General features: G+C 65.0%; 22 protein-coding genes. 1 reads left to right on the top strand and 21 read right to left on the bottom strand.

What is annotated here, in order from left to right:
- Positions 1-18 precede the first annotated feature (18 nt).
- The 8 genes from ACEN9F_RS27435 to ACEN9F_RS27400 form a co-directional block, all read right to left on the bottom strand.
- On the bottom strand, positions 19-981 hold the full coding sequence (locus tag ACEN9F_RS27435) for a glycosyltransferase family 2 protein (RefSeq protein ID WP_413425281.1): 963 nt from the start codon (positions 979-981) through the stop codon (positions 19-21).
- A gap of 29 nt (positions 982-1,010) precedes the next feature.
- Positions 1,011-2,342, bottom strand: a complete 1,332-nt coding sequence (locus ACEN9F_RS27430; RefSeq protein WP_413425279.1) for an O-antigen ligase family protein — start codon at positions 2,340-2,342, stop codon at positions 1,011-1,013.
- A gap of 49 nt (positions 2,343-2,391) precedes the next feature.
- Positions 2,392-3,393, bottom strand: a complete 1,002-nt coding sequence (locus tag ACEN9F_RS27425) for an NAD-dependent epimerase/dehydratase family protein (RefSeq protein ID WP_413425277.1) — start codon at positions 3,391-3,393, stop codon at positions 2,392-2,394.
- 32 nt (positions 3,394-3,425) lie between these two features.
- Positions 3,426-4,466 (bottom strand): glycosyltransferase family 2 protein, encoded by a 1,041-nt coding sequence (locus tag ACEN9F_RS27420; RefSeq protein WP_413425275.1) that lies wholly within the window; start codon positions 4,464-4,466, stop codon positions 3,426-3,428.
- 132 nt (positions 4,467-4,598) lie between these two features.
- Positions 4,599-5,684 carry an acyltransferase family protein gene (locus ACEN9F_RS27415; protein ID WP_413425273.1) on the bottom strand — a complete coding sequence of 362 codons (1,086 nt, stop codon included), beginning with the start codon at positions 5,682-5,684 and terminating at the stop codon, positions 4,599-4,601.
- Positions 5,685-5,781: 97 nt separating this feature from the next.
- Positions 5,782-6,954, bottom strand: a complete 1,173-nt coding sequence (locus tag ACEN9F_RS27410) for an acyltransferase family protein (RefSeq protein WP_413425271.1) — start codon at positions 6,952-6,954, stop codon at positions 5,782-5,784.
- A gap of 63 nt (positions 6,955-7,017) precedes the next feature.
- Positions 7,018-7,974, bottom strand: coding sequence for a glycosyltransferase family 2 protein (locus ACEN9F_RS27405; RefSeq protein ID WP_413425269.1), 957 nt, complete (start codon positions 7,972-7,974; stop codon positions 7,018-7,020).
- Between the two features lie 89 nt (positions 7,975-8,063).
- Positions 8,064-9,155, bottom strand: a complete 1,092-nt coding sequence (locus tag ACEN9F_RS27400; protein WP_413425267.1) for an acyltransferase family protein — start codon at positions 9,153-9,155, stop codon at positions 8,064-8,066.
- Position 9,156: 1 nt separating this feature from the next.
- Here ACEN9F_RS27400 and ACEN9F_RS27395 point away from each other — a divergent pair, with 1 nt between their 5' ends.
- Entirely contained in the window at positions 9,157-9,426 is a 270-nt protein-coding gene (locus ACEN9F_RS27395; RefSeq protein WP_413425265.1) for a hypothetical protein, read from the top strand.
- A gap of 28 nt (positions 9,427-9,454) precedes the next feature.
- Here the strand turns inward: ACEN9F_RS27395 and ACEN9F_RS27390 are convergent, their stop codons facing one another.
- From ACEN9F_RS27390 to ACEN9F_RS27330, 13 genes are all read right to left on the bottom strand, one after another.
- Positions 9,455-10,510, bottom strand: a complete 1,056-nt coding sequence (locus tag ACEN9F_RS27390) for a family 16 glycosylhydrolase (RefSeq protein ID WP_413425263.1) — start codon at positions 10,508-10,510, stop codon at positions 9,455-9,457.
- 375 nt (positions 10,511-10,885) lie between these two features.
- Positions 10,886-11,557, bottom strand: coding sequence for an acyltransferase (locus ACEN9F_RS27385; RefSeq protein WP_413425261.1), 672 nt, complete (start codon positions 11,555-11,557; stop codon positions 10,886-10,888).
- Complete coding sequence (locus tag ACEN9F_RS27380) at positions 11,554-12,741, bottom strand: glycosyltransferase (protein WP_413425259.1); 1,188 nt, start codon at positions 12,739-12,741, stop codon at positions 11,554-11,556. The genes ACEN9F_RS27385 and ACEN9F_RS27380 overlap by 4 nt, the downstream gene beginning before the upstream one ends.
- Before the next feature lie 54 nt (positions 12,742-12,795).
- Positions 12,796-13,500: an exosortase-associated protein EpsI, B-type gene (gene epsI, locus ACEN9F_RS27375; RefSeq protein WP_413425257.1), complete on the bottom strand. Its 705-nt coding sequence runs from the start codon at positions 13,498-13,500 to the stop codon at positions 12,796-12,798.
- The gene (gene xrtB / locus ACEN9F_RS27370; RefSeq protein WP_413425255.1) at positions 13,497-14,426 is read right to left on the bottom strand and encodes an exosortase B; all 930 of its coding nucleotides are present in this window, start codon (positions 14,424-14,426) and stop codon (positions 13,497-13,499) included. The genes epsI and xrtB overlap by 4 nt, the downstream gene beginning before the upstream one ends.
- Before the next feature lies 1 nt (position 14,427).
- Positions 14,428-15,324: a chain length determinant protein tyrosine kinase EpsG gene (epsG, locus tag ACEN9F_RS27365; protein WP_413425253.1), complete on the bottom strand. Its 897-nt coding sequence runs from the start codon at positions 15,322-15,324 to the stop codon at positions 14,428-14,430.
- Positions 15,325-15,337: 13 nt separating this feature from the next.
- Positions 15,338-16,741, bottom strand: coding sequence for a chain length determinant protein EpsF (gene epsF / locus ACEN9F_RS27360; protein WP_413425251.1), 1,404 nt, complete (start codon positions 16,739-16,741; stop codon positions 15,338-15,340).
- Between the two features lie 34 nt (positions 16,742-16,775).
- The gene (gene epsE / locus ACEN9F_RS27355; protein ID WP_413425249.1) at positions 16,776-17,564 is read right to left on the bottom strand and encodes a polysaccharide export protein EpsE; all 789 of its coding nucleotides are present in this window, start codon (positions 17,562-17,564) and stop codon (positions 16,776-16,778) included.
- 47 nt (positions 17,565-17,611) lie between these two features.
- Complete coding sequence (locus ACEN9F_RS27350; RefSeq protein WP_413425247.1) at positions 17,612-18,520, bottom strand: EpsD family peptidyl-prolyl cis-trans isomerase; 909 nt, start codon at positions 18,518-18,520, stop codon at positions 17,612-17,614.
- A gap of 149 nt (positions 18,521-18,669) precedes the next feature.
- Positions 18,670-20,055, bottom strand: a complete 1,386-nt coding sequence (locus ACEN9F_RS27345) for an undecaprenyl-phosphate glucose phosphotransferase (RefSeq protein WP_413425245.1) — start codon at positions 20,053-20,055, stop codon at positions 18,670-18,672.
- A gap of 3 nt (positions 20,056-20,058) precedes the next feature.
- The gene (epsL, locus tag ACEN9F_RS27340; protein ID WP_413425243.1) at positions 20,059-21,300 is read right to left on the bottom strand and encodes an XrtB/PEP-CTERM-associated polysaccharide biosynthesis outer membrane protein EpsL; all 1,242 of its coding nucleotides are present in this window, start codon (positions 21,298-21,300) and stop codon (positions 20,059-20,061) included.
- A 49-nt stretch (positions 21,301-21,349) separates the two neighbouring features.
- Positions 21,350-22,012: a CAAX prenyl protease-related protein gene (locus ACEN9F_RS27335; RefSeq protein ID WP_413425241.1), complete on the bottom strand. Its 663-nt coding sequence runs from the start codon at positions 22,010-22,012 to the stop codon at positions 21,350-21,352.
- A gap of 4 nt (positions 22,013-22,016) precedes the next feature.
- The gene (locus tag ACEN9F_RS27330) at positions 22,017-23,918 is read right to left on the bottom strand and encodes an ATP-binding cassette domain-containing protein (protein WP_413425239.1); all 1,902 of its coding nucleotides are present in this window, start codon (positions 23,916-23,918) and stop codon (positions 22,017-22,019) included.
- Between the last annotated feature and the right edge of the window lie 13 nt (positions 23,919-23,931).

Below are 23,931 nucleotides of genomic sequence, written 5' to 3'. Positions count from 1 at the left end.
AGTTTTCAGCGACAGGCTTCAGCGGCAGACTTTTTCGCCCGGCTTGGCCGGACGCGCGTATTCGACGAAGACGTCGCCGAAGTGCGAAGCCCAGCGGCCGCGCACCTTGTCGTATTCCAGCAGCCAGCCGACCAGCACCGATTCCGGCTCGCGGCGGAACAGCGGATAGATCGCCAGCCGCAGGCTCAGGCCGACGCTCTTGGCGATCGACTTGGGCGCGCCGCCGTCCAGGCTTTCCCAGCGCACCGCGTGGTTGCCGACGCGGAAGCGGCGCTGGCGCATCCATTTGAACGAGGCGCGCGACGGCGGCACTTCCTCGTTGATCCAGGCCGCATCCGACCAGGCCATGTCGTGGCCGCGGAAGAATAGCTTGCGGAAGAACACCGTGTCGCCGCCGCCGGACAGGCCGAATTCCTCGTCGAACAGCGGCCGCGGCTCGTCGCGCAGCGCCTGCATGTCGATCAGGAAGTTACAGGTGCAAAACACGAACGGCTTGCCGTTCAAAAATTGCTTGTCGACCGACCAGTAGCGCGCGTATTTCTTCAGCTTGGCGGCGTTGTCCGGGAACACCGGACGCACCGGCGCGCCGACCACCACGGCGGCATGGTCGCTCTGCGCCTTCAGCAGTTCGCGCAGCCAGTCCGGCGACGGCCATTCGTCGTCGTCGATCATGGCGACGAAGCGCACGCCGATCTGGCCGGCGGTGTCGAACACGGCGTTGCGGGCGGCCGAGATGCCGGGCGTTTTCTCGATGCGGTAGTGGACCGGCAGGCCGGAGCGTTCGGAGAAGGCTTGCACGGCGGCGCCGACGCTGGCGTCCTCGCCGTCGTTGTCGACCACGATCACGCTCGGCGGCGCCGGCAGCGCGCGCGCGGCGATGGCGATATGGTCGAGGCAGCGCACCAGCGAATCGCGCCGCTTGTAGGTGCACAGGCCGACGGCCAGGCCGTCGAAGATAGGAGTGGTCACAGGTTCAGACATAGTGTTGCGCTTTCATGGGGTGGACCTGCTCAGTTGTAGCGTGGCAGCTGGTAATAGCGGCTGGCCTTGCGGGCGGGCTGGGCCGGCTGGCTGGCCGCCCCGGCGCCCTCCTTGCCTTCCTTCAGCGCCAGCGCGCGCAGCAGGATCAGCAGGAACCAGCCCGGTCCCGGCGTAAACACGTCGTGCGTCTCGGCGATGCCGCTGGCGGCGATCAGGAAGCAGACGGTGCCGCTCATCAGGAACAGCGGCGTGCGGCGGTTCAGCGGTTCGATCAGGCTCAGGTACACCAGCATGCCGACAAAGGCCACCAGGCCGAACAGGCCGGCATCGCCGAAGGCGGCCAGGTAGCTGCTGTGCGGGGTGACGATGGCGCCGAGGTCGTCAAGGCGGCTGGCCAGCGCCGCGGTCAGCGGCGACAGGCCGGAATACGAGCCCGGCCCCTGGCCCAGCCACGGGCTGTCGGCCATGGCGTGGAAGAACGCGGCCCAGATGCTGGTGCGGCCCGACAGCGTGGGGTCGCGGCCCAGCAGTTCCAGCACCGGCGCGTAGGCCAGCGCGAACACCACGCCGCCCAGCACGGCAAGGAACAGCACGATGGCTGCGCCGAAGCCGGGCGTGACCGCCCGGCGCAGGCGCGACAGCACATAGCCGTAGGCGATCACCAGCACCGACGCCACCAGCGCGCCCTTGGAGCCGGAACCGATCAGGCACACCGCCGACAGCAGCGCCACCAGCAGCGGCAGGCGGCCCTCGACGCGGCCACGGCTCATCACGCCGATCACCAGCGTCAGCGAGGCGAACCAGCCCAGCTGGTTCTTATTCAGGAACAGCCCGCGCCATACGGTGCCGGAGGCGTAAGGCTGGCCGCCATAGCTCGGCAAGGCCAGAGCATACACGGCCGACACCAGCAGCAGGCCCAGCGAAATCCACAGCACCATGCGCAGCGCCTGGCGCTGCGGCAGCGCGGTACCGATCGCCACGGCGGCGCAGGCCATCACGCTCCACAGCACCAGCAGGCGCATCGACAGGAACGGGCTGTAGCCGAACACCCCGGCCACCAGGCCGATCAGCAGAAACGGGAAGAAGGGCTTGAGCACCTCGACCAGCGGGCCGAAGCCCCGCACCTTGACCAGCATGCCCACGCCCAGCAGCACCAGCGCCCAGACGCTGTACTGGAACGGCACGCCAAAACGCTTGTCCATCACCAGCGAGATCACGCCGCCGAACGACGACGATGGATAAATCCACACCCCGGTGAACTGGATGGTACACAGCAGCATCAGCACCAGGAAAAAGCGCTGGGAGCCGATGCGCGACTGATCGGGACGTGCGGCAACGCCAGCGGCGCGCTGAAGATTCATCACTATGTCTACCCCTTTAAGTCAGAGACCAGGTTGTGGCGAGGCGCCATCAATGCCACTCGTCCGGACGGTCCTTGCGCCAGTCCGACATCGCGGACTGCAGCGTGTACTGGTACGGATACTGTTCGCGCAGCAGCAGCGCCGGCTCGATATTGTTCGAGCGCACCAGCTTGCGGATGCGCACCGGGCTGACCGGCTGCTTGATGCCGAGCGGACGCGCCACGGCCTCGATCGCGTACGACATCGCCAGCAGCACCGGATACGGCACCGACAGCACGGTGCGCTTAACGGTGGCGACGTCGCACACGGTGCGCACGTATTCCTCGATGCTCGGCGGCTTCTGCATGGTGAAGTTGTACAGCGTGTGGCCGCCTCCGGCCGGCAGGCGGTCCATCGCCCACAGCATGGTGCGCACCAGTTCCTTGACGTAGCCGCCGGCCTTGCGGGTGGCGCGGTTGCCCATGTAGATGAAGTAGCGGCGCATGGTGGCCTGCACCAGGCGCGTCACGTTGCCGCGCTCGCCGGGACCGAACACCACGCCCGGACGCACGATCACCAGGCGGCGGCCGGCGGCGCCGTGCTGCCAGCGCAGGTGGATCTTTTCCGCCGCCAGCTTGGAGCCGCCGTACGGGCTCATCGGCACCGGGATCGACTGCTCGGTCTTGACCGATTCGGTCGGGCCGTAGGGCGCGATGCTGCTGGTGAACATGACGTTGGTGCAGTTGATCTGCTCGGCCCAGGCGCAGACGTTTTCCGCGCCCAGCAGATTGGTTTCGTAGTATTCGTGGGCCTCGTGGCCCGGCTCGCGGTGCACCGCCGCCAGGTTGACGATCAGGTCGACCTGGGCCGGCAGGAGGGACGCATCGATCGGCTTGCGCACGTCGATGTTCAGGTATTTGACGGCCGCGCCGTCAAACGCGAAATCGGCGCGCGGCGCCACGATGTCGGCCAGGATCACGGTCTCGGCCGCGCCAACGGCCAGCAGGTGCTGGGCCAGGTGGCTGCCGATGAAGCCGGTACCGCCGAAGATCACGCAAGTCTTGTATCTCATCTTGATTCCCACTGTTGATTCACTAAGCTTCATTATCCGGCAACCACGCGCGAAGCTGCCACACTGGACGGGTCGGGCGCCCATGCCGGCTGGCGCACCGTCGCCAGCCCCCAGAACAGGCCCAGCGCCCACGCGGTGTGCATGACGAACGCGGCCGGCCCGGCCAGCAGGCCGCACGCCGATTGCTTGTCCAGCGCGATCTTCAGCGAGCCGGCCGTCAGGATGGCCAGGTACAGCAGCGGCCACGCCAGCAGGTAGGGAAAGACCGGCGCCACCGCGATGGCGAACAGCGACAACGCCAGGTGGGCCGGCACCGCGAACTGGCGCAGGCGCATCGAGCCCGGATGGCGGCGGATGGTGCGCGAGCGGCCCTTGCCGTAATTAAAGTACTGACTCCACAGGCGCGACAGGCTGTCGCGCGGCGCGTAGCCGATGCGGATGCCGGCGTCGAGCCAGATGCGGCCGCCGTAAGCGCGCTGGCGGCAATCGAGTTCGGCGTCTTCGTTGTGGCTGAAGCTTTCATCGTAGCCGCCGGCGCGGCGGAAGCTCGACACCAGGAAGGCGGCATGGTGGCCGTGGTCGACAAAGCTGCTGGCCTTGCCGCCGCGGTGGGCCGATCCGCCCGAGCCCAGCGGCGTGTCCGAGACCCAGGCCACGGCGCGCTGCACGCAGTTGTCGCCGCCCGAATCCATCGGCACCACCACCGCCTGGGCGCCGCTGTCGGCCAGCGAGCCGATCAGTTTGTCGATGAAGCCGGCCGGATAGACCGAGTGCGCATCGCAGCGCACAAGAATATCGGCGCCGGCGCCGTGGGTGTCGAGCGCCAGGTTGATGCCGGCGCTTTGACGGCGTTTCGGATTGTCCATCAGCACCACGTCGCCGCGGGCGGCGGCGATGCGCTCGACGATGCCGCGCGTCGCGTCCGTGCTGCCGCCGTCGGCCACCACGAACAGACGGCCGTCCACCGGTCCTTGCCCGTCAAACAGCGTCGTCAGGACGCTTTCGATCATCACTTCCTCATTCAGCGTCGGAACGACGACCAGGACCTTCGGTGCGGAACTCATCTTTTGCATGGTTTCTCAATACATATCATTTAGAACAGATTGTTGACAATATTTTATGGAGTTCAACGTGCAAATTTTACACTATGGTTTGAGATATCGCATGGTGCGACGCAATATATTTACGTTTTTTTTCGTCCGCGCTCATTCGGAGACGGTCGGCACCGGACCGCCCACCGTCATTTTGCGGTTGGCATAGCCGCGCATCCAGCGCGTCGCATGCCCTTCGAGGTAGATCTGCGACAGGCGCGAGACCACCAGCGTCGGCGGCAGCGCCAGCAGCAGGAACAGCAGCTGGGACAAGGGCCCGGCCGCGTCGACCAGGCCGCTGACATACATGCCCTTCTTGATCAGTGCCATGGTGATCGCCTGCCACATGTACAGGCTGAAGCTCAGCGCGCCCAGCCACTGGAACAGCGGCGTGACCATCAGCCGGCAAAACAGCCCATGGCCGAAATACACGCCGAGCAGGCCGAAGAAGGCCAGCACGCCGCCGGCCGCATACAGCAGCGTCGCCAGCGGGCTTTCCAGCAAGACCGGCAAGGTGGCGTACTGCGAGCCCTGCGCGAGGTTGCCGAAATGCCAGCACAGCATGGAGCCGAAGATGGCCAGGCCGGCGAACTTGAATTGCGCCAGCGGCCAATCTTTCTTGCCGGCCACATAGGCCACCGCCATGCCGACCAGGAAGGGCATGGCGCGCAAATGCAGGAAGATGAAGACCGCCCCGGCCGCCAGCACGACGTACAGCGCCACGCGCTTGCCGGTGCGCAGCGCCAGCAGGCCGAACACCACGAAGAAGGCGTAGAACAGGAATTCATAGCTGATGGTCCACGCGGCTGGATGGATCAGCCTGATCGGCACCAGCGGCGGCAAGGCCAGCAAATTGCCCAGCACCACCAACGGTCCCGCTTCGATCTGGCGGCTGCGGTCCAGCATCGACAGCAGGAAAATGCACAGCACGGTGATCCACAGCACCGGATAAATCCGGGAAATGCGGTCGATCAGGAAATGCGACACGGTTTTCGACTTACGGAAGGCGAACACGATGACGATGCCGCTGACGCCGAAGAAGAGTTCGACGCCGAATTCGAACGAATGCAGCAGCGCATCCAGCACGGCATAACCCGGCAGATCGGTAAACGTGGGCAATTTGGAGTTGGCCACATGGTAGAAGAACACCGCCAGCGCCAGCGCGCCGCGCAGCCCTTGTATGTATAAATTCCTGTTCATTGTCAGCGATACCCTAGATGCTTGTTGTTTATTATTTATTATTTACTGCTTATTATTTGTTGCCTGTTATTTGCTACTTATTGCTGCTTATTGCTGCTTATATTTTTGCCTGCGCCATCGCCGGCTTGGCTTCGCTGCGCGCCAATTGCCGTATCAGGAAATTTCGTCCTGGAACTTCCACCCACTTCCACGTCATCCAGCCCAGCACCAGCGCCGCCACGATCGCCGCCAGCAGGGCGACGCCGGACAACGCCACATTTTGCGCCACCGCCGCACCAAAATGGCGCCCGATAAAGCGCATCGCCATGCTCAGCACGAATCCCTCGACCAATGCGTGCGTCATGTAAAGGCTGTAGGAGATCTTGCCCAGCCAGAGCAGCGGCGCCGAAGCGAACACCGTCTTCAGCAGCGGATGCCGCAAGGTCGCCAGCACCAGCAGCGGCACCAGCAACACCGCCAGCGGCGCCCAGCGGCTGAACCACAGGCAGGCCAGCGTGCCGGCCACAGCCAGCAGCGCCAGCGCATCGGGGACGCGCCGCACATGCGGCCACAGCATATACAAAGCCATGCCTGTAATAAACAGAGGTAGCACGCGCAGCAACACCAGCATACCATTGGTCGGGTATTGATCTTGGTCATTTGCAAACAAATAAACCAGCAATGTCACGCTGACGCCGGCCAGCATGGTCAAGACCGCGCCGCGCCAGGCGATCCGCTTGACCAGCGGCACCAGCAGCGGGAACACCAGGTAGGCGTGCCATTCGGCGCTGATCGACCATGCCGGATAGTTCCAGCTGCGGTAGCCGACCCAGGGGCTTTGCAGCATCAGCAGCGAGGACATGAAGGTGCCGAGGCTGTAGCGGCCGCCGAACGACAGGAAGATACTGTGCGCCGCCGCCATCAGCGCCGGCGCCATCAGCAACAGCGTCGCCAGCATCGCGAACAGGTGCACCGGATACAGGCGCGCCACCCGGGCCAGCATGAAGCGGCTGAACTGGCTCCAGCTCAGCCGCTGGGCGAACTGCTTGCCGTACACGTGCATCATCACGAAGCCGCTCATGACAAAGAACACATCGACCGCGTACCAGCCCTCGAACAGCAGGGGCAAGCTGTTCCGCAACCATGGATCCAGCGCCGGAACGGCCGCCAGCAGATGGTAGACCACGACAAACAGCGCCAGCACGCCGCGCAACCCGTCGAGCTGGTGAATGCGCTCGACCGGAGGGTGCGCGCCGCCGGCGGTGCCGGGTGCGGAAGAAAAACGTTGCATACGATATCAGTTCAAAAAAGAAAAAGAAGCCGGCTCAAGGCCGGCGTGGCGGACAGCCGGGCATTATGCCTCGCCGGGATTTTTCGCGGCGGGAACATAACGCGCCGACGTCGCGCCGAGCAAGCCTCCCAGCCTGCCGACGTAGTGCGAGACCTTCAACACCGAACGCGCGCAGGCGTCGCGCCGGAACGTCAGCGCCGCCAGCAGCGCGGCCAGCGCCGACATCAGCAGCCCCTTCAGCGCATTCAACCACACCTGCAGCCCGCCGTCGTAGCTGCGGTCGATCGCCACCATATACATGCCGGTCGAGGCGTAGCGGTGCAGCAGGCTGCGCACCGTCAGGCGGTCGGCCGGCGCCGGCTCCATCACCACCGCCTCGTCGCACCAGACGATGCGGCCGGAAGCGCGCGCCACCCGGCGGAACAGGTCGTAGTCTTCGCCGCCGGAGGCGCCGTACTCGTTGCGGAACAACGGTTCCGGCGCCAGCGTCAGCGCGCGGCGCGCGATCGCCAGGTTTTGCGTGGTATTGAGCAGCGGCACCAGGCCGGTCGGCCAGCGCCGGCGCGCGGCGAAAATGCTGTTGCGCGCCAGCCGGCCCGAATCGCCGGGCAGCACGCCCTGCACCGGGCCGCCGGCCAGGTCGGCGTCGTAGCGCGTGGCGGCCCCCAGCAGACTGCCGAGCCAGCCGGGCGTGACCAGGCCGTCGTCGTCCAGCATGAGCAGCCACTGCCAGTCCGGGTTGGCCTGGTGCGCCTCGGCCACCAGCGCGTTGCGCACCTGCGCCACGCCGCGCGCGGCCACAGGAATGCAGCGGATCGCCGGCCAGCGCGCACGGAAGGCCTCGACCAGCGCCGGTGCTGCGCTGCCGCAATCATTGTCGGCCACCACCACCTCGGCCGGATGCCGCTGCAATTCGGGCAGCAAACTGTCGAGCAGCGCCTGCAGCATCTCGGGTCGGCGATATGTCGGTATGCCTATCACCAGTCCGGAATACTGTCGCGCGCTCCCGCCCTGGTCCATCCCAGCGTTGTCCGTTCCACCCATCCGATTCACCATGCAGCAGCCCCATTTCCTTGTCAATTATACCTCATCAATGGAGGTACTTCAGATTAAGCGGGCTGCGCCGCACTGCCCCAGCGACTCCCCCAGCGCCGTTCGACCTGGCGGTTCAGATAGCGGGTCATCGGTTTTTCCATCCACAAATGCGCAGCCACGCCGACCAGCACCGATACCACGCAAGCGGTGCACACATACACCCAAGCATTTATCGGGCCAATGTGCTTCCACACCACGGCCACCGCGTTCAGCGAGAAGGGATGGGACAGGTAGATGGCGTAGGACGCGTCGCCCAGCAGCACCAGCAGGTTCTTCAGCGGCGTCAGCGGGCGGTCGTCGTCGAGGGCCAGCACGGTGCCGGCGCAGATGCACATGGCGGGAACGCCCATCCAGAATATGCGCAGGTGCCAGTCGTGGCCGACCATGCCGAGCGCCTTGAACAGCAGCATCAGTCCCAGCCCCAGCGCCACCAGTCCCCACGCCGCCGGCGCCGGCAGGCGCAGCTTGTTCTCGCGCAGCATGGCCAGCCCCATGCCCATCAGGAATTCCAGCACCAGCGGACTGGCCCAGAACGCGAACGGCATCGGCAACGGCAGCTGCAACAGGCCGGCCAAGCCGAAGGCGCCCATGATCGCCAGCAGGCAGAGGATGCCGGTTTTCTTGGGAAACACCATCGCCAGCGCGAATATCGCGTAGAAAAACACCTCGAAATTCAAGGTGTAGCCCAGCATCAGCACCGGGTAGGCCAAGCCGTAGGCGTTATTGTAGGGCACGAAGAAATACGAGGCGAGGATGTGGTCCCAGCCCAGCGCCGAGTGCGTGACATGACTCTGGAACACCAGCGCGGCGACAATCATCGCGGTGGTGAAGATCCAGTATGGCGGCGCCACGCGCACCAGCCGGCGCATCAGGAACTTTTGCGCCGCTCCCGGGCGCCCGAAGTTGCCCGAACCCACGGCATAGATGATGAATCCGCTGATGACAAAGAAAATATCGACGCCGCCGGCAAAGAACATAAAGTCCCACGGCGCGTAGTCGCCAACCGCGAACTTCCCTTTCAGGGCTTCGTGCTGGACATGACTGACAAGCACGATGGCTGCGGCAAAGAAGCGCAGTATCTGCAGATTGGGCATGGAGGATTTCAAGATGAGCGCCTTTCAAGTTCTGGTGCGGGCAGGATGTGGAGTACAGGAAAGAAATATTGCCGAAAATGGCTTTTTTGAAAATATTAACTTTCAAGAAAGTATCCTAGCCGACGATATCGAAACGCGCAAACGCGGTTCGTTAAATTCGTGCCAACAAAATTTCACGAAAAAAGGCGGGGATTGCTGCGCCGCAGCAGGAGGAATGGGGAAAACCGGGGGATGGCGGCAGGAAGTGGTGACAAGCAAAAAAAAAGGCCGGCTACAACAGTAGCCGGCCTTGATTCAAGAAAATCCGTGCTTTATTGCAACGGGCACTGCCGCACGCCGTTCGGCAGCAAGCCGCAGGTGGCCGGACTGCCGGTGGTATAGGCGACCACCCAGTCGATCTGGAAGTCGACCGGAATCGGCGTCGTGGAATTGGTGCGGCCTGGCCAGTCGCCGCCCAGCGCCAGGTTCAGGATCATGTACATCGGCAAATTCATGCCCAGCGGGGTCAGCATCTGCGTGACCGGCTTGCGGTCGATGTAGTAGACGATGCGGTCGGCCGTCCACAGCGCGCCATAGGTGTGGAAGGTTTGGGCGAAGCCCGGCACGGCGACGCGGCAACCGGAGGCCTTGAACGCGCCGCTGGCGTCTTTCCAGTGCGAGGTGGTCACCACGCGGTCCGGTTCCGAGCCCGGGGCCTCCATGATGTCCAGCTCGGGCGGCCAGCTCTTGTCGAACGGCACCATCCAGAAGGCCGGCACCAGGCCGGCGCCGGCCGGCACCTTGGCCTTGACTTCGAAGTAACCGTAGCGCTGCAGGTGCGAACGGCGGGTGGTCAGCACGCCCGACGAGAATTCGTAGTTGTACAGGTACTGGCGCAGGTCGGTCGGGATGCGCTGGCCGACGATGTGCAGGATGCCGTTGGTGACCGCGAACGGGTTCAGGCCCAGCGAGCGCCCGGCCGTGCCTTTGTACAGCGGATCGACATACAGTTGCTGTTCATGCTGGCTGGTCAGCGTGCGCTTGACCATCCAGTCGTAACCCAGCCAGGTCTTCAGGGTTTCATCGTAGCCGCCGTCGTAGTACGGCGTCCATTTATTGGTGCTCAGGTCGAAGGTGTCGAAGGGATCGTAAAAGGTCTGCGTCAGCAACTGGGTGGTGGTCGCGATGTCGGTCACCGGCGCGCAGGTGGCGGTGGCGGCGCTCGCCGGCAGCGGCAGCGTGACGTTCCAGGTCGGCGACAACAGCACCGGCGCCGTCGCAGTCGTGGTCACGGTCGGAATCGTGGCGGTCTGCGCCAGGATGCCGGCCGGCGCCAGCATGGCGCCGATGATCGCAAGACGGCTAACGACTTTATTGTGAGATAGCATAATTACTCCTTATAACGTATCGGATTTCGCGGAATTTCGGACAGCGGAGTTTACACACATGACGCAACGGCATCTTCGACCAGAACACGCCCAACAGGCGCTAACGGAGGCAATATAGACGATTGGTTAAGAGGCAAAACACCTTGCACTAAGGCTTACAATGATACCCTTGAACAGCTCGCCAGACCATCGCTTCAGGCGCCATCGTTGCGTTCCAGCAATCCAAAATTATGGAATAACAGGTTTTCATAGGCAATAGCTACATGGGCGCGCCGATCGCACGCGCGCGACTGTGGCTGCAATCGCACAAACGCGCGGCGGCAAAGGGGCAATCGCGCCATCAAGACGCAAGTCAGTGGCCGCCGGCGGCGGCGTTCAGTCGGTGTCGAGGCGCTGGAACACCAGCGTGTCGGCCTGCGCGCTGCGGTCGCGCAGCACCTTGGCCGGCACGCCGCCGACCACGATGTCGTCGCCGGCGATCTTGCCGGAAATAACCGCGCCGAGGCCGGCGACCACGCGGTCGCCGAGGCCGGAGCCGGGCGCGAAGCGCGCGGCCGAACCGATGTAGCAACCGGCGCCGAGCGTGATGTCGCGCTCGGTCACGCTGGCGCCGTGGGTCCAGAACTGGGTGTCGCGGCCGGCGATCCAGGTGCCCTCGCCGATCGTGATGGCGCCGTACAGGTCGAAGTAATGCGCTTCATGGATCAGCGCGTTGGCGCCAATGCTCAGGCGGCGCGCATAGTTCATCGCGGCGCGCTCGGGCGCGGCGGCGATGCCCGGCGTTTCAAAATGGTTCCAGCGGCCGATGCTGACCTTGTCGCCGATGGCGACCCGCATCGGGCCCCAGAACGTGCAGGCCCGGCCGATGACGCACTGCCGGCCGCAGCTGAAGGATTCGACGCCGATCACGGCGCGGAAACCGATGCGCGTGCCCGGCCCGATCGCATAGCCGAGCAGCGTGCGGTAGCCGAGCGCGCGCAGGCCGGAGGTCGGCAGCAGCGACACGCCCAGCGCCAGGATTTTCTTGAGCTTCAGACCCATCGTCATGCCGGCCTGGTGATGGCCGCCACCAGGGCGCTGCCGCGGTCGCGCCATTGGAACAGGTTGCGGGCCGCCTCGTAGGCGCGCTGCTGCAGGCCGTCGAGGTGCTCGACCTTGTCGATCTGCTGCACCACGGCCTCGGCCAGCGCGCTCAGCGTGTCGCTCTGGATCATCTCGTTGCGCAGCTCGGCCGGCAGGCCGGCCACGGCGTCGGCCAGGGTCGCCACCGGCATGCGGCGGAACAGGTAGTCGAGGAACTTGAGCTTGAAGCCGCCGCCGATCGCCTCCGGCACCAGCGCGATGCGGGCGCCGTCGAACAGCGGTCCCGGATCCTGCACGAAGCCGTGCAGGCGGGTGGCTTTCAAGGTCGGCGTCAGTTCCGCGCGCAGCGCGTCCGGCACGCTGCCGACGACGTCGAACACGATGTCGTGGCGGGCGAACACCGGATCGGCGATGCGCAGGAACTGGCGCAGGTTTTCCTGCTTGGCGGCCCACTGGAAGGAGCCGACCATGATCACGTGGCGCGGCATGGCGCCGGTGATCTGGCGCTCGCCGGCGACGGCGCCGTTGTAGCCCGGCGTCAGCACGATGGTCTTCAGGCCGGGACGCTGGGCCGCGAAGCTGTCGGCGTCTTCCTGCGTGATGGCGGTGACCAGGTCGACCTGGTTGACCATGTAGCGTTCCATGGCCCGCACCTTGACGTAGTTCTGCCAGAAGCCCAGGCGGCGCGCCAGCGAGGCGTCGGAGCCGGCGGCGATCGCGCGCAGCACCCGCTCCTCGTGGTTGTGGGCCAGATAGGCGATGGCCGGGCGGTTGGCCGACCTGCCCTGCGGCGTGGCCAGGAAGCGCTTCAAGGCCCAGCCCGACGCATAGTGGTCGAACACGATGACATCCCATGGCTGGGCGAACAGCGCGTCCAGGCGCGCCTTGAACGGCGCCGTCGCATGCACGGCCGACACCAGCGGCATCGTGCTGAGCAGCGAGCGCAGCAGGCCGTGGCGCTCGCCCGCCACCGGGGCCCACTGGACCATGGCGTCTTCCGGCGCCGGTCCGGTCTGGCCGTGCGCCAGGCCGACAAAGGTCAGGCCGCCATTGGCCTGGGCAAACGCGCGCGCCATCTGGCCGGAATAGATCCGGTCGCCGCTATCGGCCGGGAACGGCATTTCCCGCGCGATCCATAAACATCTCATCGACAATACCCTAGTAAATTCAAAAAAAATCCGGCCTCGCCGCCGCGCATGCGGTCAGGGCGCGGCCGCCACCAGCAGGCGCGCGGCCGGGGCCGGCATCGCCTGCACCAGTTCGGCCAGGAAGCGCTCTTGGCGCCGGTAGGCTGGAGCGGCCTCGTCGGCGTTGGCGACTATACTCGATACCCGCACCAGCACCGCGTCCGGTACGACGCCGTGCAGGCCGTGCTCGAGGATGGCCAGGCGGGCGCCGGTGCCGCTGCGCGGGTAGTCCGAGCCGATGCGTATCCAATAGCTGACCGTCTCGCGGCGGTTGCCGCTGGTCATGAAGAAGCGCTGGCCCGGGATGCCGGGGGCGTTGCCGGCCTGCGGCAAGTCCAGCTCCTGGTGCCCGGTGGCCTCGTAGCCCTGCGCCTTGTAGCAGATTTCCGGCCGGTGGATCTTCAGCTCCTGCTGCTGTTGCTTGGCATAGGCCAGCGCCAGCATCACGTGCTCGCCATGGCTGTTGCGGTAGGTGCGCATCACCACCTGGTCGTAGGGCTGCTCCTCGCTGCGCTGGCCGTCGGCCGCGACCGACAGCGCCATCTGCTGGTAGCCGGACGCCAGCGCCTTCCAGTCGCCGAAGGCCAGCGGCACCGTGTCCTCCAGCGGCGTGGTCTGCTCCATGGTGTGGCGCGGCTTGACCACCCAGGCGGCGACGCTGCTGCCGGCCATCAGCGCGCTGATGACGATGCTCATCGCCAGTGCCTTGCTCGGTTTCATCGGCTTTGCTCCGCGACAGGCTGGCCGCGCCAGCGCGGCCAGGACGCCGTGATCCAGCGCAGGAAGGTGTCGAGGCCGATGATCAGCATCAGCGCGGTCAGGAACAGCACCATGCCGGAGAAGCCGTGCAGGAAGCCCTGCCCGGCGGCGTCGCCCAGGTGGTAGGTGATCAGCGACAGCACCAGCACCCGCGTGACGTTGGAGGCGAACGAGATCGGCACGATCAGCAGCGCCAGCAGGAAGTTGCGCACCGCCGACTCGTGCCGCATGACGTTCAGGTACAGCAAGCCCAGCGCTTCGAGCGTGAACAGCGAATTCAGTCCCGAGCAGGCGTCCGCCACCAGCAGCTGGTACTGGCCGATGGTGATGATGACGCCGGCGCGCGCGACCGGATAATTGAAGTAGTACAGCAGGTTTTCCGCGCTGTAGGAGACCGCGATCTTGAGCGGCTGGGTCAGCGTGTCGACCACGGTGGTCGGCAGCGGCACCATGAACACCAGGAACACGAAGCCGAACCACAGGTGGCGCGCGACCTTGCGCCCGCACAGCAGCAGCAGCGCGCCCAGCACCACAGGGATGAAGGAGCCGACTTCGAACAGGTAAAACGATTGCGAGCGGCCCAGCACGAACATGGCGAAGCCGAAGATCAGCACGCTCCAGCCCAGCAGCGGGGCCGGCTCGACCGGGATCTGCTCCTCCACCGCGGAGCGGCCCTTGAAATACAGGAACCACAGGCCGACCGCCAGCACGATCGGGCCGTGGGCGTTGCGGTCGGTGCTCCAGACGCCGTGGAACAGCTCCACGGTGGTCTGGCCGTACATGGCGAAGACGCCGATGAAAATCACCAGCAGCGGCAGCATCAGGCGCTCGTTGCGCCGGAACCGCCGCCATTGCTCCGCCAGCTGGAGCGTGACGCTAGACGCCATGTCAGAGATCATTCAGTACGGTACCGATGACTTCGACGCCGTTGTTGGTCAACTGGTCGCTGAACGCGGCGACGTCCGCGATCGCGGTCTGGTTGTTGCGCACCACCAGCACCACGCCGCCGACGCGGGCCGCGATGGCCATCGCATCGGCGCCGTTGGCGGCGGCGGCGACGTCGTACAGCACCACGTCATAACGCGCGGCCAGCTGCTCGCTGAAGGTGGCGAACGACGCCCGGCTCAGCAGTTCCTGCGGATTCGGCGGCAGGGTGCCCGAGCTCAGCACAGACAGGTCGACGAAGGAATCGATCTTCTTGATCGCGTCCAGGCCGGCGCGGCCGGCCAGCACGTCGGACAAGCCCTGGCCGCTCTGCAGGCCGAACATTTCCTGCTGCTTGGGCGTGCGCAGGTTGCCGTCCACCAGCAGCGTGTGTTCGCCCAGCTGGGAGAACACCACCGCCAGGTTGGCCACGAACAGGCTGGCGCCGTCTTCCGGATTGATGCTGACGATGGCCAGCGACTTGCGGCCGCGGGCGAACCAGCGCAGCATCAGCTGGCTGCGGATGGCGCGCAGCGTCTCGACCTGCGGGCCGAACGGATGGTAGGCGGCGATCAGCTGTTCCGAGAAATTGCCGGTGCCGCGCTGCAGGTAGGCGTAGTCGAACTGGCGCGCCAGCACTTGCTGGATGTCTTCCTCGGTGATCAGGCCGAGGCGGATCGCCGCCTCGCCGAAGCGGATGCCCAGCTCTTTCTGGGTGCGCAGCACGCGCTCGGCGTTTTCAGGCGTGATCTTGCCCGATTCCAGCAGCAGGCCGCCGATGCTCGAATCGCGGCCGCCACGGTTGGCGTTGGGGGCTGGGGTGACGGGCACCGCAGCCGCGGTCTGTGCCGTAGGGGTCATAGTAGTTTCCATCTTAGTTTGCGCTCAAGCGTCCCAGTGGTTTGACTTTGCCGAAACGACGGCGCTTAGGTGGGTTCCAGGCGATCGCGCCCAGCACCGGAATTTGCAGCGCATCGACCAGGTCGCGCTCGGAACGCACGCGGCGGTCCAGCATCTCCGCGCCCAGGCCCAGGCCGACGCCGAGCAGCGAGCCGAAGAACAAGGCCAGCAGCACGTTCAGCAGCACTTTCGGCTGCGCCTGCTCGGTCGGCGGCGTGGCCGGGTTCAGCACCGAGATATCGGTCTGCTCGGACTGGCCTTCGATCTTGGTCTGCGCCGAACGCAGCGCGGTGGCGTCGAACGCATGCTGGGCGCTCTCGACATCCTTCATCAGCACGCCCATCTCGTCGCGGGTGCGGTTCAGTTCCAGCACCTTGGATTTTTGCGCGGCGGTGGCGGCGCGGATGGCCTGCTCGCGCTGCTGCATGATCTGGGCGTTGTTGCCGATGCTGCTGGAGATCAGGCTCTGCTGGGTGCGCAGGTCTTCGCGCAGCTTGTCCAGCTCAGCCTTGGCCGAGATGTACTGCGGGTGGTTCTGCGACAGGCGCTGCGAGACGTCGGCGAACTTGGCCTCGGCCACGCCCAGGCTGGCTTTCAGGTTCTGGATCAGCTGGTTGGACGCGACGTCGGGCGAGGCCGCGCCGTTGCTGCCCATCGCCATCTCCTGGCGCGACTTGGCTTCGGTCGACAGCCCCTGCGCCACCACCAGCTGGGTCGACAGATCGTTCAGGCGGTTCGATTCCACGTCCAGGCGGTTGTCGATGCTGACGATGCCGTGTTCCTGCTGGTACTTCGACAGGCGGCTCTGCGCCGCTTCCAGCGCGTCGCGCAGCTGCTTGGTCTGGGCGTCGAAATAGGCCGACGCCTTTTTCATCGGTTCCACGCGCAGTTGCACGCTGATCTTCTGGTATTCGTCGGCGAAGGCGTTGGCCACGGCCGAGACGAACTGCGGATCGGCGCCGGTGAAGCTGATCTCGACCACGCTCGATTCCTTGGATGGAACGATGTCGAGTTTCTTCAGCAGCAGGCCGGCCAGCCAGTCGCGCACGGTGCCCTTGCCGCCGGTGGCGTCGTTGAACTGCTGCACCACGGCCGGGCTGTCGGCCAGCTTGAGCGAATCGACCACGCGCAGCGCCACGTTCTTGCTGGTGATGATGTCGATCTGGGTCGCCATATAGCCCGGCAGCAGCTGGCCCGGCAGGGTCAGGCCGGTGACCGGATCGACGCCCTTGTAGTTCAGCAGGACCGACGAGGTGGCCTTATAAGTCTTCGGGATGACCAGGCTGACCGCCAGCGTCACCGCCACCACCGCCGCCAGCGTGATCCAGATAATGCGCTGGCGTGCACGCAGTATCAGAAAAAATTGAGCAAAATTCATAATCGTACTTTCAGGTTGAATCAGCGGGATAGCGTTAGAACAGGCTCTCTTTGACGTAGATCACGTCGTCGGTTTGCACCACGTCATCCGGCTTCGGGCTGATCGTCTGCGTCTTGCCGTCGGCGGTGCGGCGCTTGATGGTGATGCCGCGCTCGGTGCCGCGCGGGCTCAGGCCGCCGCCGGCCGACAGCGCCTGCTGCACCGTCATGTCGCGCTCCAGGCGCAGCGCGCCGGGGCGCTGCACTTCGCCGTAGATATAGAACTTGGGCGCGCGCTCGACGAAGATGACGTCGTTGCCGGCCAGGTCGAAGTCGCGGTCCATGTCGCCGGCGCGCATCATGGCCGGCACGTCGATCACTTCCTTGCTGGTCTGGCCGTTGCGCTTGCGGATCAGGGTGACCTGGTCGCTGCCGTCGGTGGTGACGCCGCCGGCCAGCGCCAGGAAGTCCAGCAGCGTGCGCTTGGCGTCCAGCGGATAGCGGCCCGGGCGGTTGACCTGGCCCAGCACCGACACCTGCTGGCTGGCCAGCACGGAGACGATCAGGTTGACCTGCGGCGACTTGACGAAGCCGCCCTTCTCCAGGCTGGCGGCGATGATCTTCTCGGCCGCCGCCACCGACTGCCCGGCCACCTGCACCTGGCCGATCAGCGGGAAGGTGATGAAGCCCGATTCGCTGACGCGGGTTTCCACCGCCAGGTCCGGGTTGCCGAACACGGAAATCTTGACCACGTCGCCGGAGCCGAGCGGAATTTCGGCCGCGTTGGCGCCGCCGGACAGCCACATCATCAGCGCGGCCAGGATCCAAAGTAGCTGTCGTTTCATAGAGGTTCTATCCTATTGGTAAGGTGAAATATACGGAAGGCGCAGGCTTACTTCAGGCCGGCGACGCCCTTTTCCAGCGATTGGTTGGGGGCGGAGGCGGCGGGCGCCGCCGCGGCAGGCTTGGGTTCGGCCGCCACGTCCTTGTTCAGGTACTCGATCTTGGCCGCGGTGCGCAGGCGGGCGATTTCCGCCGCCGCCGCTTCCTTGGCCTTGGCGTTCTGCAGGAACTGCTCGATCTGCGAGGCCGCGGTCTCCAGCGTCACCGGCGCGTCCTTGATCTCGACCACGGTGTTGAGCAGGCTGCGCTCGCCTTCCTTGATGATGAACAGCTGGCCCGACTTCATGCTGACCAGCTTGTTGCCCAGCTCAGGCGGCAGGTCGGCCGTGCTGCGGGCGATCTGGTTGCGCGCGAACTTGATGTTGTTGGCGCTGAACCACGAGGCCACGTCTTCCAGCGTCTTGGCGTTGTCGACCACGGCCTTGGCCTTGTCGTTCATGTCGGCGCTGGCGAACACCAGTTGCTGCATGGTCAGCTGCTTGCGCTGTGCAAAGAATTCAGGGTGCTTGGTGTAGTACTCGCCGATCTCGGCCTTGGTCGGCGGCGTCACCGTGCCGACTTTTTTCTGCAGATAGGCCTGGGCGATGATCTGCGCCTTGGCGCGCTCGATGGCCTGCACCACTTTCGGGTCGCGGTCGGCCTTTTCGGCGATGGCGGCGTTCTGCAGCACCTGGCGGTCGATCAGCGATTCCAGCAGCGGCTTCTTGGCGGCCGTCTGTTGTGCGGCGGGCACGTTGGCGCGCTGCATTTCCTCGCTGAGTTGCATGGCGGTAATTTCCTCGCCATTCACGCTGGCCAGCGCCTGGCCCGCCTCCTTCTTGTCCTTGGGACCGCAGGCGGCCAGACCGGCCAGCAGCAGCATGCCGGCCGCGACGCGCACTGCGCGCCCGTCTAACATTTTGATATGAGTCAACATAGATCCTTTAATTTCATCGATGGCGCTGCCGTGCCGGTCTGATGCAGCGCACCATTAACGTGAGCATTATGACACAACAAATTGCATATTACCCAATAAATCCTGCTGTGCGCCAGTCTTTTAAGGGCTTCTTAATGGGCGTTTTCACGCTTTAACACCACCTGCACGGTACGCAGGATGATCCAGATATCCAGCCACAACGACCAGTTGCGCAGGTAATCGAGGTCACATTCCACCCGCGCCTCCATCTTGTCAAGCGTTTCCGTTTCGCCGCGCAGGCCATTGACCTGGGCCAGCCCGGTGATGCCCGGCTTGACCTTGTGGCGCAACATGTAACCCTTGATCAGCTTGCGGTACTGCTCGTTGTGCGACACCGCGTGCGGGCGCGGGCCGACGATGCTCATGCGCCCCTGCAGCACGTTGATGAACTGCGGCAGTTCGTCGAGCGAGCTGCGGCGCAGGAAGCCGCCGATCGGCGTGATGCGCTGGTCGTTCTTCTTGGCCTGCACCACGTTGTCGCCGTCCTCGGCCACCGTCATCGAGCGGAACTTGTAGACGATGATTTCCTCGCCGTGCAGGCCGTAGCGGCGCTGCTTGAAGATCATCGGGCCGCGCGAGCCCAGCTTCACGGCCACGCCGATCACCGCCATGATGGGCAGCAGCAGCAGCGAGATGCAGGCGGCCAGCACGATGTCGCTGGCGCGCTTGACGAAGGCGTTGAAGCCGGTGAACGGCGATTCGCAGATGGCGATCACCGGCATGCCGCCGATGTTGTCGAAGCGCGCCTGCATCAGGTCGAACACGTAGATGTTGGGCAGGAAGTAGACCGAGGCGGTGGTGTCCTGCAGCTCGTCGAGCAGCTTGACCACGCGCGGGTCGGCCGAGATCGGCTGGCTGATGAACACCATGCGGATGTGGTGCTGGCGCACGTAGGCGCAGACGTCGGCCACCTTGCCCAGCATCGGCTGGCGCAGGTCGGCCGGCCAGCGGTCTTCCGAGCGGTCGTCGAAATAGCCGTGCACGCTCATGAACAGGTGCGGGTGGTGCTCCACCGTTTCGGCGAAGCGCTGGCTGGCCTGGTTGGCGCCGATGATGACGGCCGAGCGCACCTCGTCGATGTCGCGCTCGGGGTCGGCCATCAGGCGGCGCGCCGCCAGGTGGCTGACCACCAGCACGACCGGCGTGGCGATGAACCACACCATGACCACGTTTTGCGAATAGTGGGCGGTGAAGCCGGACAGCGACGCCAGCAGCACCAGGATCACGGCGGTGACGATCCAGCCGATCACCACGTTGCGGGCCGAGGCGAACAGGCGGCCGCCGCGCCAGGCGCTGTAGGGATCGACGTGCTCGTACACCGACGACGAGATGAAGAAGGCCATCACCGTCAGCACCAGCGCATAGCCGGTGAACGGTTCGCCCAACAACATGGAACTCAGGTACAGCATCCCCATGATGATCAGGGGGTCCAGCACGCGCTGGAAGAACGACAACAAGGGCAAATCAGTAGCCGTCATAATTTAGAAAACGATCTTGGCGCTGAACGACGCGCTATTGGATTTGTAATTACCGGTGCCGACCGAGAAATTCCCCTTGCGGTCGTTGCGCGACACGCCGGTGGTCAGTTCGATGCTAGGCAGGGGCACATAGGTCAGCGACAGGCCGGCGCTGCGGGTGATGTCGTGCGGATCGTCCAGCGTGCCCTGGGCTTCGGTCACGGTGCCGAAGTCGCGGCGCTCGCGCCGCAGCTGGCCGGTGACGGCGATCTTGGTGGTCGCCTGCCAGGTGCCGTCCAGGCTGACGCCCTTGTTCAGCGCGCTGTTGATGATGGCGCCGTCCACCGCCGAGAATTCGCGCCAGGCGCCGCCGGTGAACTTCAGCTTGGCCGCCGGCGCCCAGTACGCCAGCAGCCGGCCGTTGGTGCCGCTCTGGTCGCGCTCGGTGAAGAAGGCATGCTCGCGCCGCGCCCGCCCGCCCAGGAACTGCACCTGGGTGATGGCGCTGTAGCGCCAGTAGATGTTGATCTTGGCTTCGTCCTGGGTGTAGTCGTCGCTGACCAGCACGTCGCCGATGAAACCGTTCGGATAACGGCCCTTCAGGTGGCGCAGCTGGACACCGATGCGGCTGCCGGCCGGGGTCAGGTAATCGACCCCGAACTCGCTGGTGTCCTGGTCGCGGTTGTTGTACTTCTGGGTCGACAGGTCGTAACGGTACTCTTCGCGCGTGAAACCGCTCCGCACTTGCCAGCGCGGATGGAATTGCCAGGTGCCGTCGACGAATTCCTTGCGCTGCACGCGCAGGTTGCGTTCGCCCGCGCCGAAGTCGGAGAACGGCGCCAGGGTCTCGGAATACTCGCCGCCGAGGTGGCCCGACAGGTGGTCCGCCAGCTGCCAGGCCCACTGCGCCTGGGCTTCCTTGCCGTTGTAATCGTACTGGCTGAAACGGTCGAAGCTCACCCGGCTCACGCGCAGGTCGGCGGTCACCATCTGGCGGCCGATCGGCTGCTCGACGCTGACGCCGGCCACGGCCTGCTTGTAGGTGTCGCCGCGCTGGCCGTTGACGCTCTGGCCGTCGTCAAGACGCAACAAGTTGTCATCATGCATCAGCGAGGCCGACACATAAGGATGAATGGTATCGCTGATGGCCGCCATCGCGGGCGCGGCGTAGGCGGCGCCGACCAGCAACGCCAGCACATAGGGGGAACGGCGGTCGCTCACCGCGCGGGAGGCTGGCCTGGCCAGCATGTCAGGAAAGAAACTCAAGTTATTCTTTCGTTATTGGAAGTTAACAAGCAATCTACATTTTACAATCTTACCAGTAAGTCCACTGTTCAGTATAAATTATAAAGACGCCAAGCAGCCCGTTTGTTACCGCGTGAGCAACAATGGCGCTCCACAAGTTACCTCTGCGCATGTACAACAGGCTGTAAACTACCCCGGCAACGACGCCGGCGAACCACAGATTGTGTTCAATTCCAAATAATATCACTGAGACAACAAAGCCCCGGTATTTTATCTTCGTATGAACGGTATTCATGAAATCGGGGGCGTCGATCCAGCGCAGCAGGAAAGAGCGCCAGAACAGCTCTTCCATGACCGGCACCACCAGCGCCGCGCCGAGCAGGCGGACGATGGCCAGCGGCCAGGAAATGGCGCCGCCGGCCCCGCGCGGATCGTAGCCGGACGACTGCCCCAGCGTCATCCAGCCGGCGTCCAGATGGAGCCACAACACCAGCACCAGCACGCCGGCCGCCAGCGCCAGCGCCGCCTCGCGCAGGCCGATCGAGCCGCTCAGCTCGGTGTAACGGCGGCGCAGTAGCAGCAAGGCGGCCAGCACCACGCCGATCTTGAGCGGATACAGGTAGCGCAGCGACGCCTCGTCCAGGCCGGCCCGCGCCGCCATGTCCGCCACAAAGACGAACAACATGTACAGCGCGAACGGCAGGATGCGCGGCCAGGCGTCGCGGTCGAACATCAGGTCAGCCCTTGGCGCGGGCTTCGATCTGTTCCCATTTTTCCAGCGCGGCCAGCAGCTCGCCCTCGATTTCCTCAACGCGCTGGTTGACGCGCTTGGCTTCGGCCGCGTTCTTCTTGTAGAAGTCCGGATCGGACAGCTGCAGCGCCAGCGCGGTCTGCTCGTCCTCCAGCGCGGCGATCAGCTTCGGCAGCTCGTCGAGCTCGCGCTGCTCCTTGAAGCTGAGCTTTTTGCCCTTGGCGGCCGCTGCGGCCGGGGCCGGCTCGGCCTTGGCCGCCGGCTTGGCGGCCGGCTTGGCCGACGCCGCCACGGTGTCGCGCACGCGTTCCCAGTCGCTGTAGCCGCCGACGAATTCGCGCCAGTTGCCCTCGCCTTCGGCGACGATCACCTGGGTCACCACATTGTCCAGGAAGGTACGGTCGTGGCTGACCAGGAACACGGTGCCGGTGTACTCTTCCAGCAATTCCTCCAGCAGTTCCAGCGTCTCGATATCCAGGTCGTTGGTCGGTTCGTCCAGCACCAGGCAGTTGGCCGGCTTGGCGAACAGGCGCGCCAGCAGCAGGCGGTTGCGCTCGCCGCCGGACAGCGACTTGACCGGCGAACGCGCGCGTTCCGGCGCGAACAGGAAGTCGTTCAGGTAGCTCATCACGTGCTTGCGGGCGCCGTTGATCTCGACCCAGTCGCTGCCCGGGGCGATGGTTTCCATCAGGTTGGCTTCCTCGTTGAGCTGGGTGCGCATCTGGTCGAAGTACGCGACCTGCAGCTTGGTGCCCAGCTTGGCGGCGCCGCCGTCCGGTTCCAGCTCGCCCAGGATCATTTTCAGCAGGGTGGTCTTGCCGGCGCCGTTGGCGCCGATCAGGCCGACCTTGTCGCCGCGCAGGATGGTGCCGGTGAAGTTGTTGACGATGACGCGGTCGCCGAATTTCTTGCTGACGTTTTCCAGTTCCGCCACGATCTTGCCGGAACGCTCGCCCGACGCCACCTCCAGCTTGACCTGGCCCTGCTGCTCGCGGCGCGCGGCGCGCTGCAGGCGCAGCGCTTCCAGGCGGCGCACACGGCCCTCGTCGCGCACGCGGCGCGCCTTGACGCCCTTGCGGATCCAGATTTCCTCTTGCGCCAGCACCTTGTCGAACTTGGCGTTTTCCACTTCCTCGTTTTCCAGCTGCTCGGCCTTGCGCACCTGGTAGGCGGTGAAGTTGCCCGGGAAGGACAGCAGGCGGCCACGGTCGAGCTCGATGATGCGGGTGGCGACGTTGTCCAGGAAGGAACGATCGTGGGTAATGAACAACACGCTGCCCTTGAAGTCGCGCAGCAGGCCTTCGAGCCACATGATGGAGGTGAAGTCCAGGTGGTTGGTCGGTTCATCGAGCAGCAGCACGTCCGGCGCCGAGACCAGCGCGCGCGCCAGCGCCACGCGCTTTTGCATGCCGCCGGACAGGGTCTTCATCAGCATGTCGCCGGTCAGGTTCAGGCGGTCCAGCACGGTTTCCACCTTGTTCGGCAGGCTCCAGGCGTCGGCCGCGTCCAGCAGCACCTGGACGTCGTGCATGCGCTCCATGACGGCGTCGTCGTTGCCCTGGCCAAACTGGCCGGTCAGCGCGTCGTATTCCTTCAGCAAATCCTGCAGGTCGCCCATGCCGGAGGCGACGGCGTCGAACACGCTCATTTCCGGGTCGAACACCGGCTCCTGCTCGACGTAGGCGATCTTGATGTTCTGCTGCATGACCAGCAGGCCGTCGTCCAGCTTGAAGCGGCCGGAAATAATTTTCAGCAGCGACGACTTGCCGGTGCCGTTGCGGCCGATCAAGCCGACGCGCTCGCCGGTTTCGAGGGAGAATTCTGCGTGATCGAGCAGCGCGACGTGGCCGAACGCCAGCTGGGCGGAGGATAAGGAAATGACTGCCATAGGTAAACTTAGT

This window comes from Duganella sp. CT11-25 (genome assembly GCF_047302815.1).
GTDB lineage: Bacteria > Pseudomonadota > Gammaproteobacteria > Burkholderiales > Burkholderiaceae_D > Rugamonas.
This window is presented reverse-complemented; position numbering and strand designations above follow the sequence as displayed.

What these genes read in the sequence shown, in the direction of transcription:
- ACEN9F_RS27435 (WP_413425281.1), bottom strand. Translation starts at nt 981, where the DNA reads ATGTCTGAACCTGTGACCACTCCTATCTTCGACGGCCTGGCCGTCGGC.
- ACEN9F_RS27430 (WP_413425279.1), bottom strand. Translation starts at nt 2,342, where the DNA reads ATGAATCTTCAGCGCGCCGCTGGCGTTGCCGCACGTCCCGATCAGTCG.
- ACEN9F_RS27425 (WP_413425277.1), bottom strand. Translation starts at nt 3,393, where the DNA reads ATGAGATACAAGACTTGCGTGATCTTCGGCGGTACCGGCTTCATCGGC.
- ACEN9F_RS27420 (WP_413425275.1), bottom strand. Translation starts at nt 4,466, where the DNA reads ATGCAAAAGATGAGTTCCGCACCGAAGGTCCTGGTCGTCGTTCCGACG.
- ACEN9F_RS27415 (WP_413425273.1), bottom strand. Translation starts at nt 5,684, where the DNA reads ATGAACAGGAATTTATACATACAAGGGCTGCGCGGCGCGCTGGCGCTG.
- ACEN9F_RS27410 (WP_413425271.1), bottom strand. Translation starts at nt 6,954, where the DNA reads ATGCAACGTTTTTCTTCCGCACCCGGCACCGCCGGCGGCGCGCACCCT.
- ACEN9F_RS27405 (WP_413425269.1), bottom strand. Translation starts at nt 7,974, where the DNA reads ATGGACCAGGGCGGGAGCGCGCGACAGTATTCCGGACTGGTGATAGGC.
- ACEN9F_RS27395 (WP_413425265.1), top strand. Translation starts at nt 9,157, where the DNA reads ATGAGCGCCTTTCAAGTTCTGGTGCGGGCAGGATGTGGAGTACAGGAA.
- ACEN9F_RS27390 (WP_413425263.1), bottom strand. Translation starts at nt 10,510, where the DNA reads ATGCTATCTCACAATAAAGTCGTTAGCCGTCTTGCGATCATCGGCGCC.
- ACEN9F_RS27385 (WP_413425261.1), bottom strand. Translation starts at nt 11,557, where the DNA reads ATGACGATGGGTCTGAAGCTCAAGAAAATCCTGGCGCTGGGCGTGTCG.
- ACEN9F_RS27380 (WP_413425259.1), bottom strand. Translation starts at nt 12,741, where the DNA reads ATGAGATGTTTATGGATCGCGCGGGAAATGCCGTTCCCGGCCGATAGC.
- epsI (WP_413425257.1), bottom strand. Translation starts at nt 13,500, where the DNA reads ATGAAACCGAGCAAGGCACTGGCGATGAGCATCGTCATCAGCGCGCTG.
- xrtB (WP_413425255.1), bottom strand. Translation starts at nt 14,426, where the DNA reads ATGGCGTCTAGCGTCACGCTCCAGCTGGCGGAGCAATGGCGGCGGTTC.
- epsG (WP_413425253.1), bottom strand. Translation starts at nt 15,324, where the DNA reads ATGACCCCTACGGCACAGACCGCGGCTGCGGTGCCCGTCACCCCAGCC.
- epsF (WP_413425251.1), bottom strand. Translation starts at nt 16,741, where the DNA reads ATGAATTTTGCTCAATTTTTTCTGATACTGCGTGCACGCCAGCGCATT.
- epsE (WP_413425249.1), bottom strand. Translation starts at nt 17,564, where the DNA reads ATGAAACGACAGCTACTTTGGATCCTGGCCGCGCTGATGATGTGGCTG.
- ACEN9F_RS27350 (WP_413425247.1), bottom strand. Translation starts at nt 18,520, where the DNA reads ATGTTAGACGGGCGCGCAGTGCGCGTCGCGGCCGGCATGCTGCTGCTG.
- ACEN9F_RS27345 (WP_413425245.1), bottom strand. Translation starts at nt 20,055, where the DNA reads ATGACGGCTACTGATTTGCCCTTGTTGTCGTTCTTCCAGCGCGTGCTG.
- ACEN9F_RS27335 (WP_413425241.1), bottom strand. Translation starts at nt 22,012, where the DNA reads ATGTTCGACCGCGACGCCTGGCCGCGCATCCTGCCGTTCGCGCTGTAC.
- ACEN9F_RS27330 (WP_413425239.1), bottom strand. Translation starts at nt 23,918, where the DNA reads ATGGCAGTCATTTCCTTATCCTCCGCCCAGCTGGCGTTCGGCCACGTC.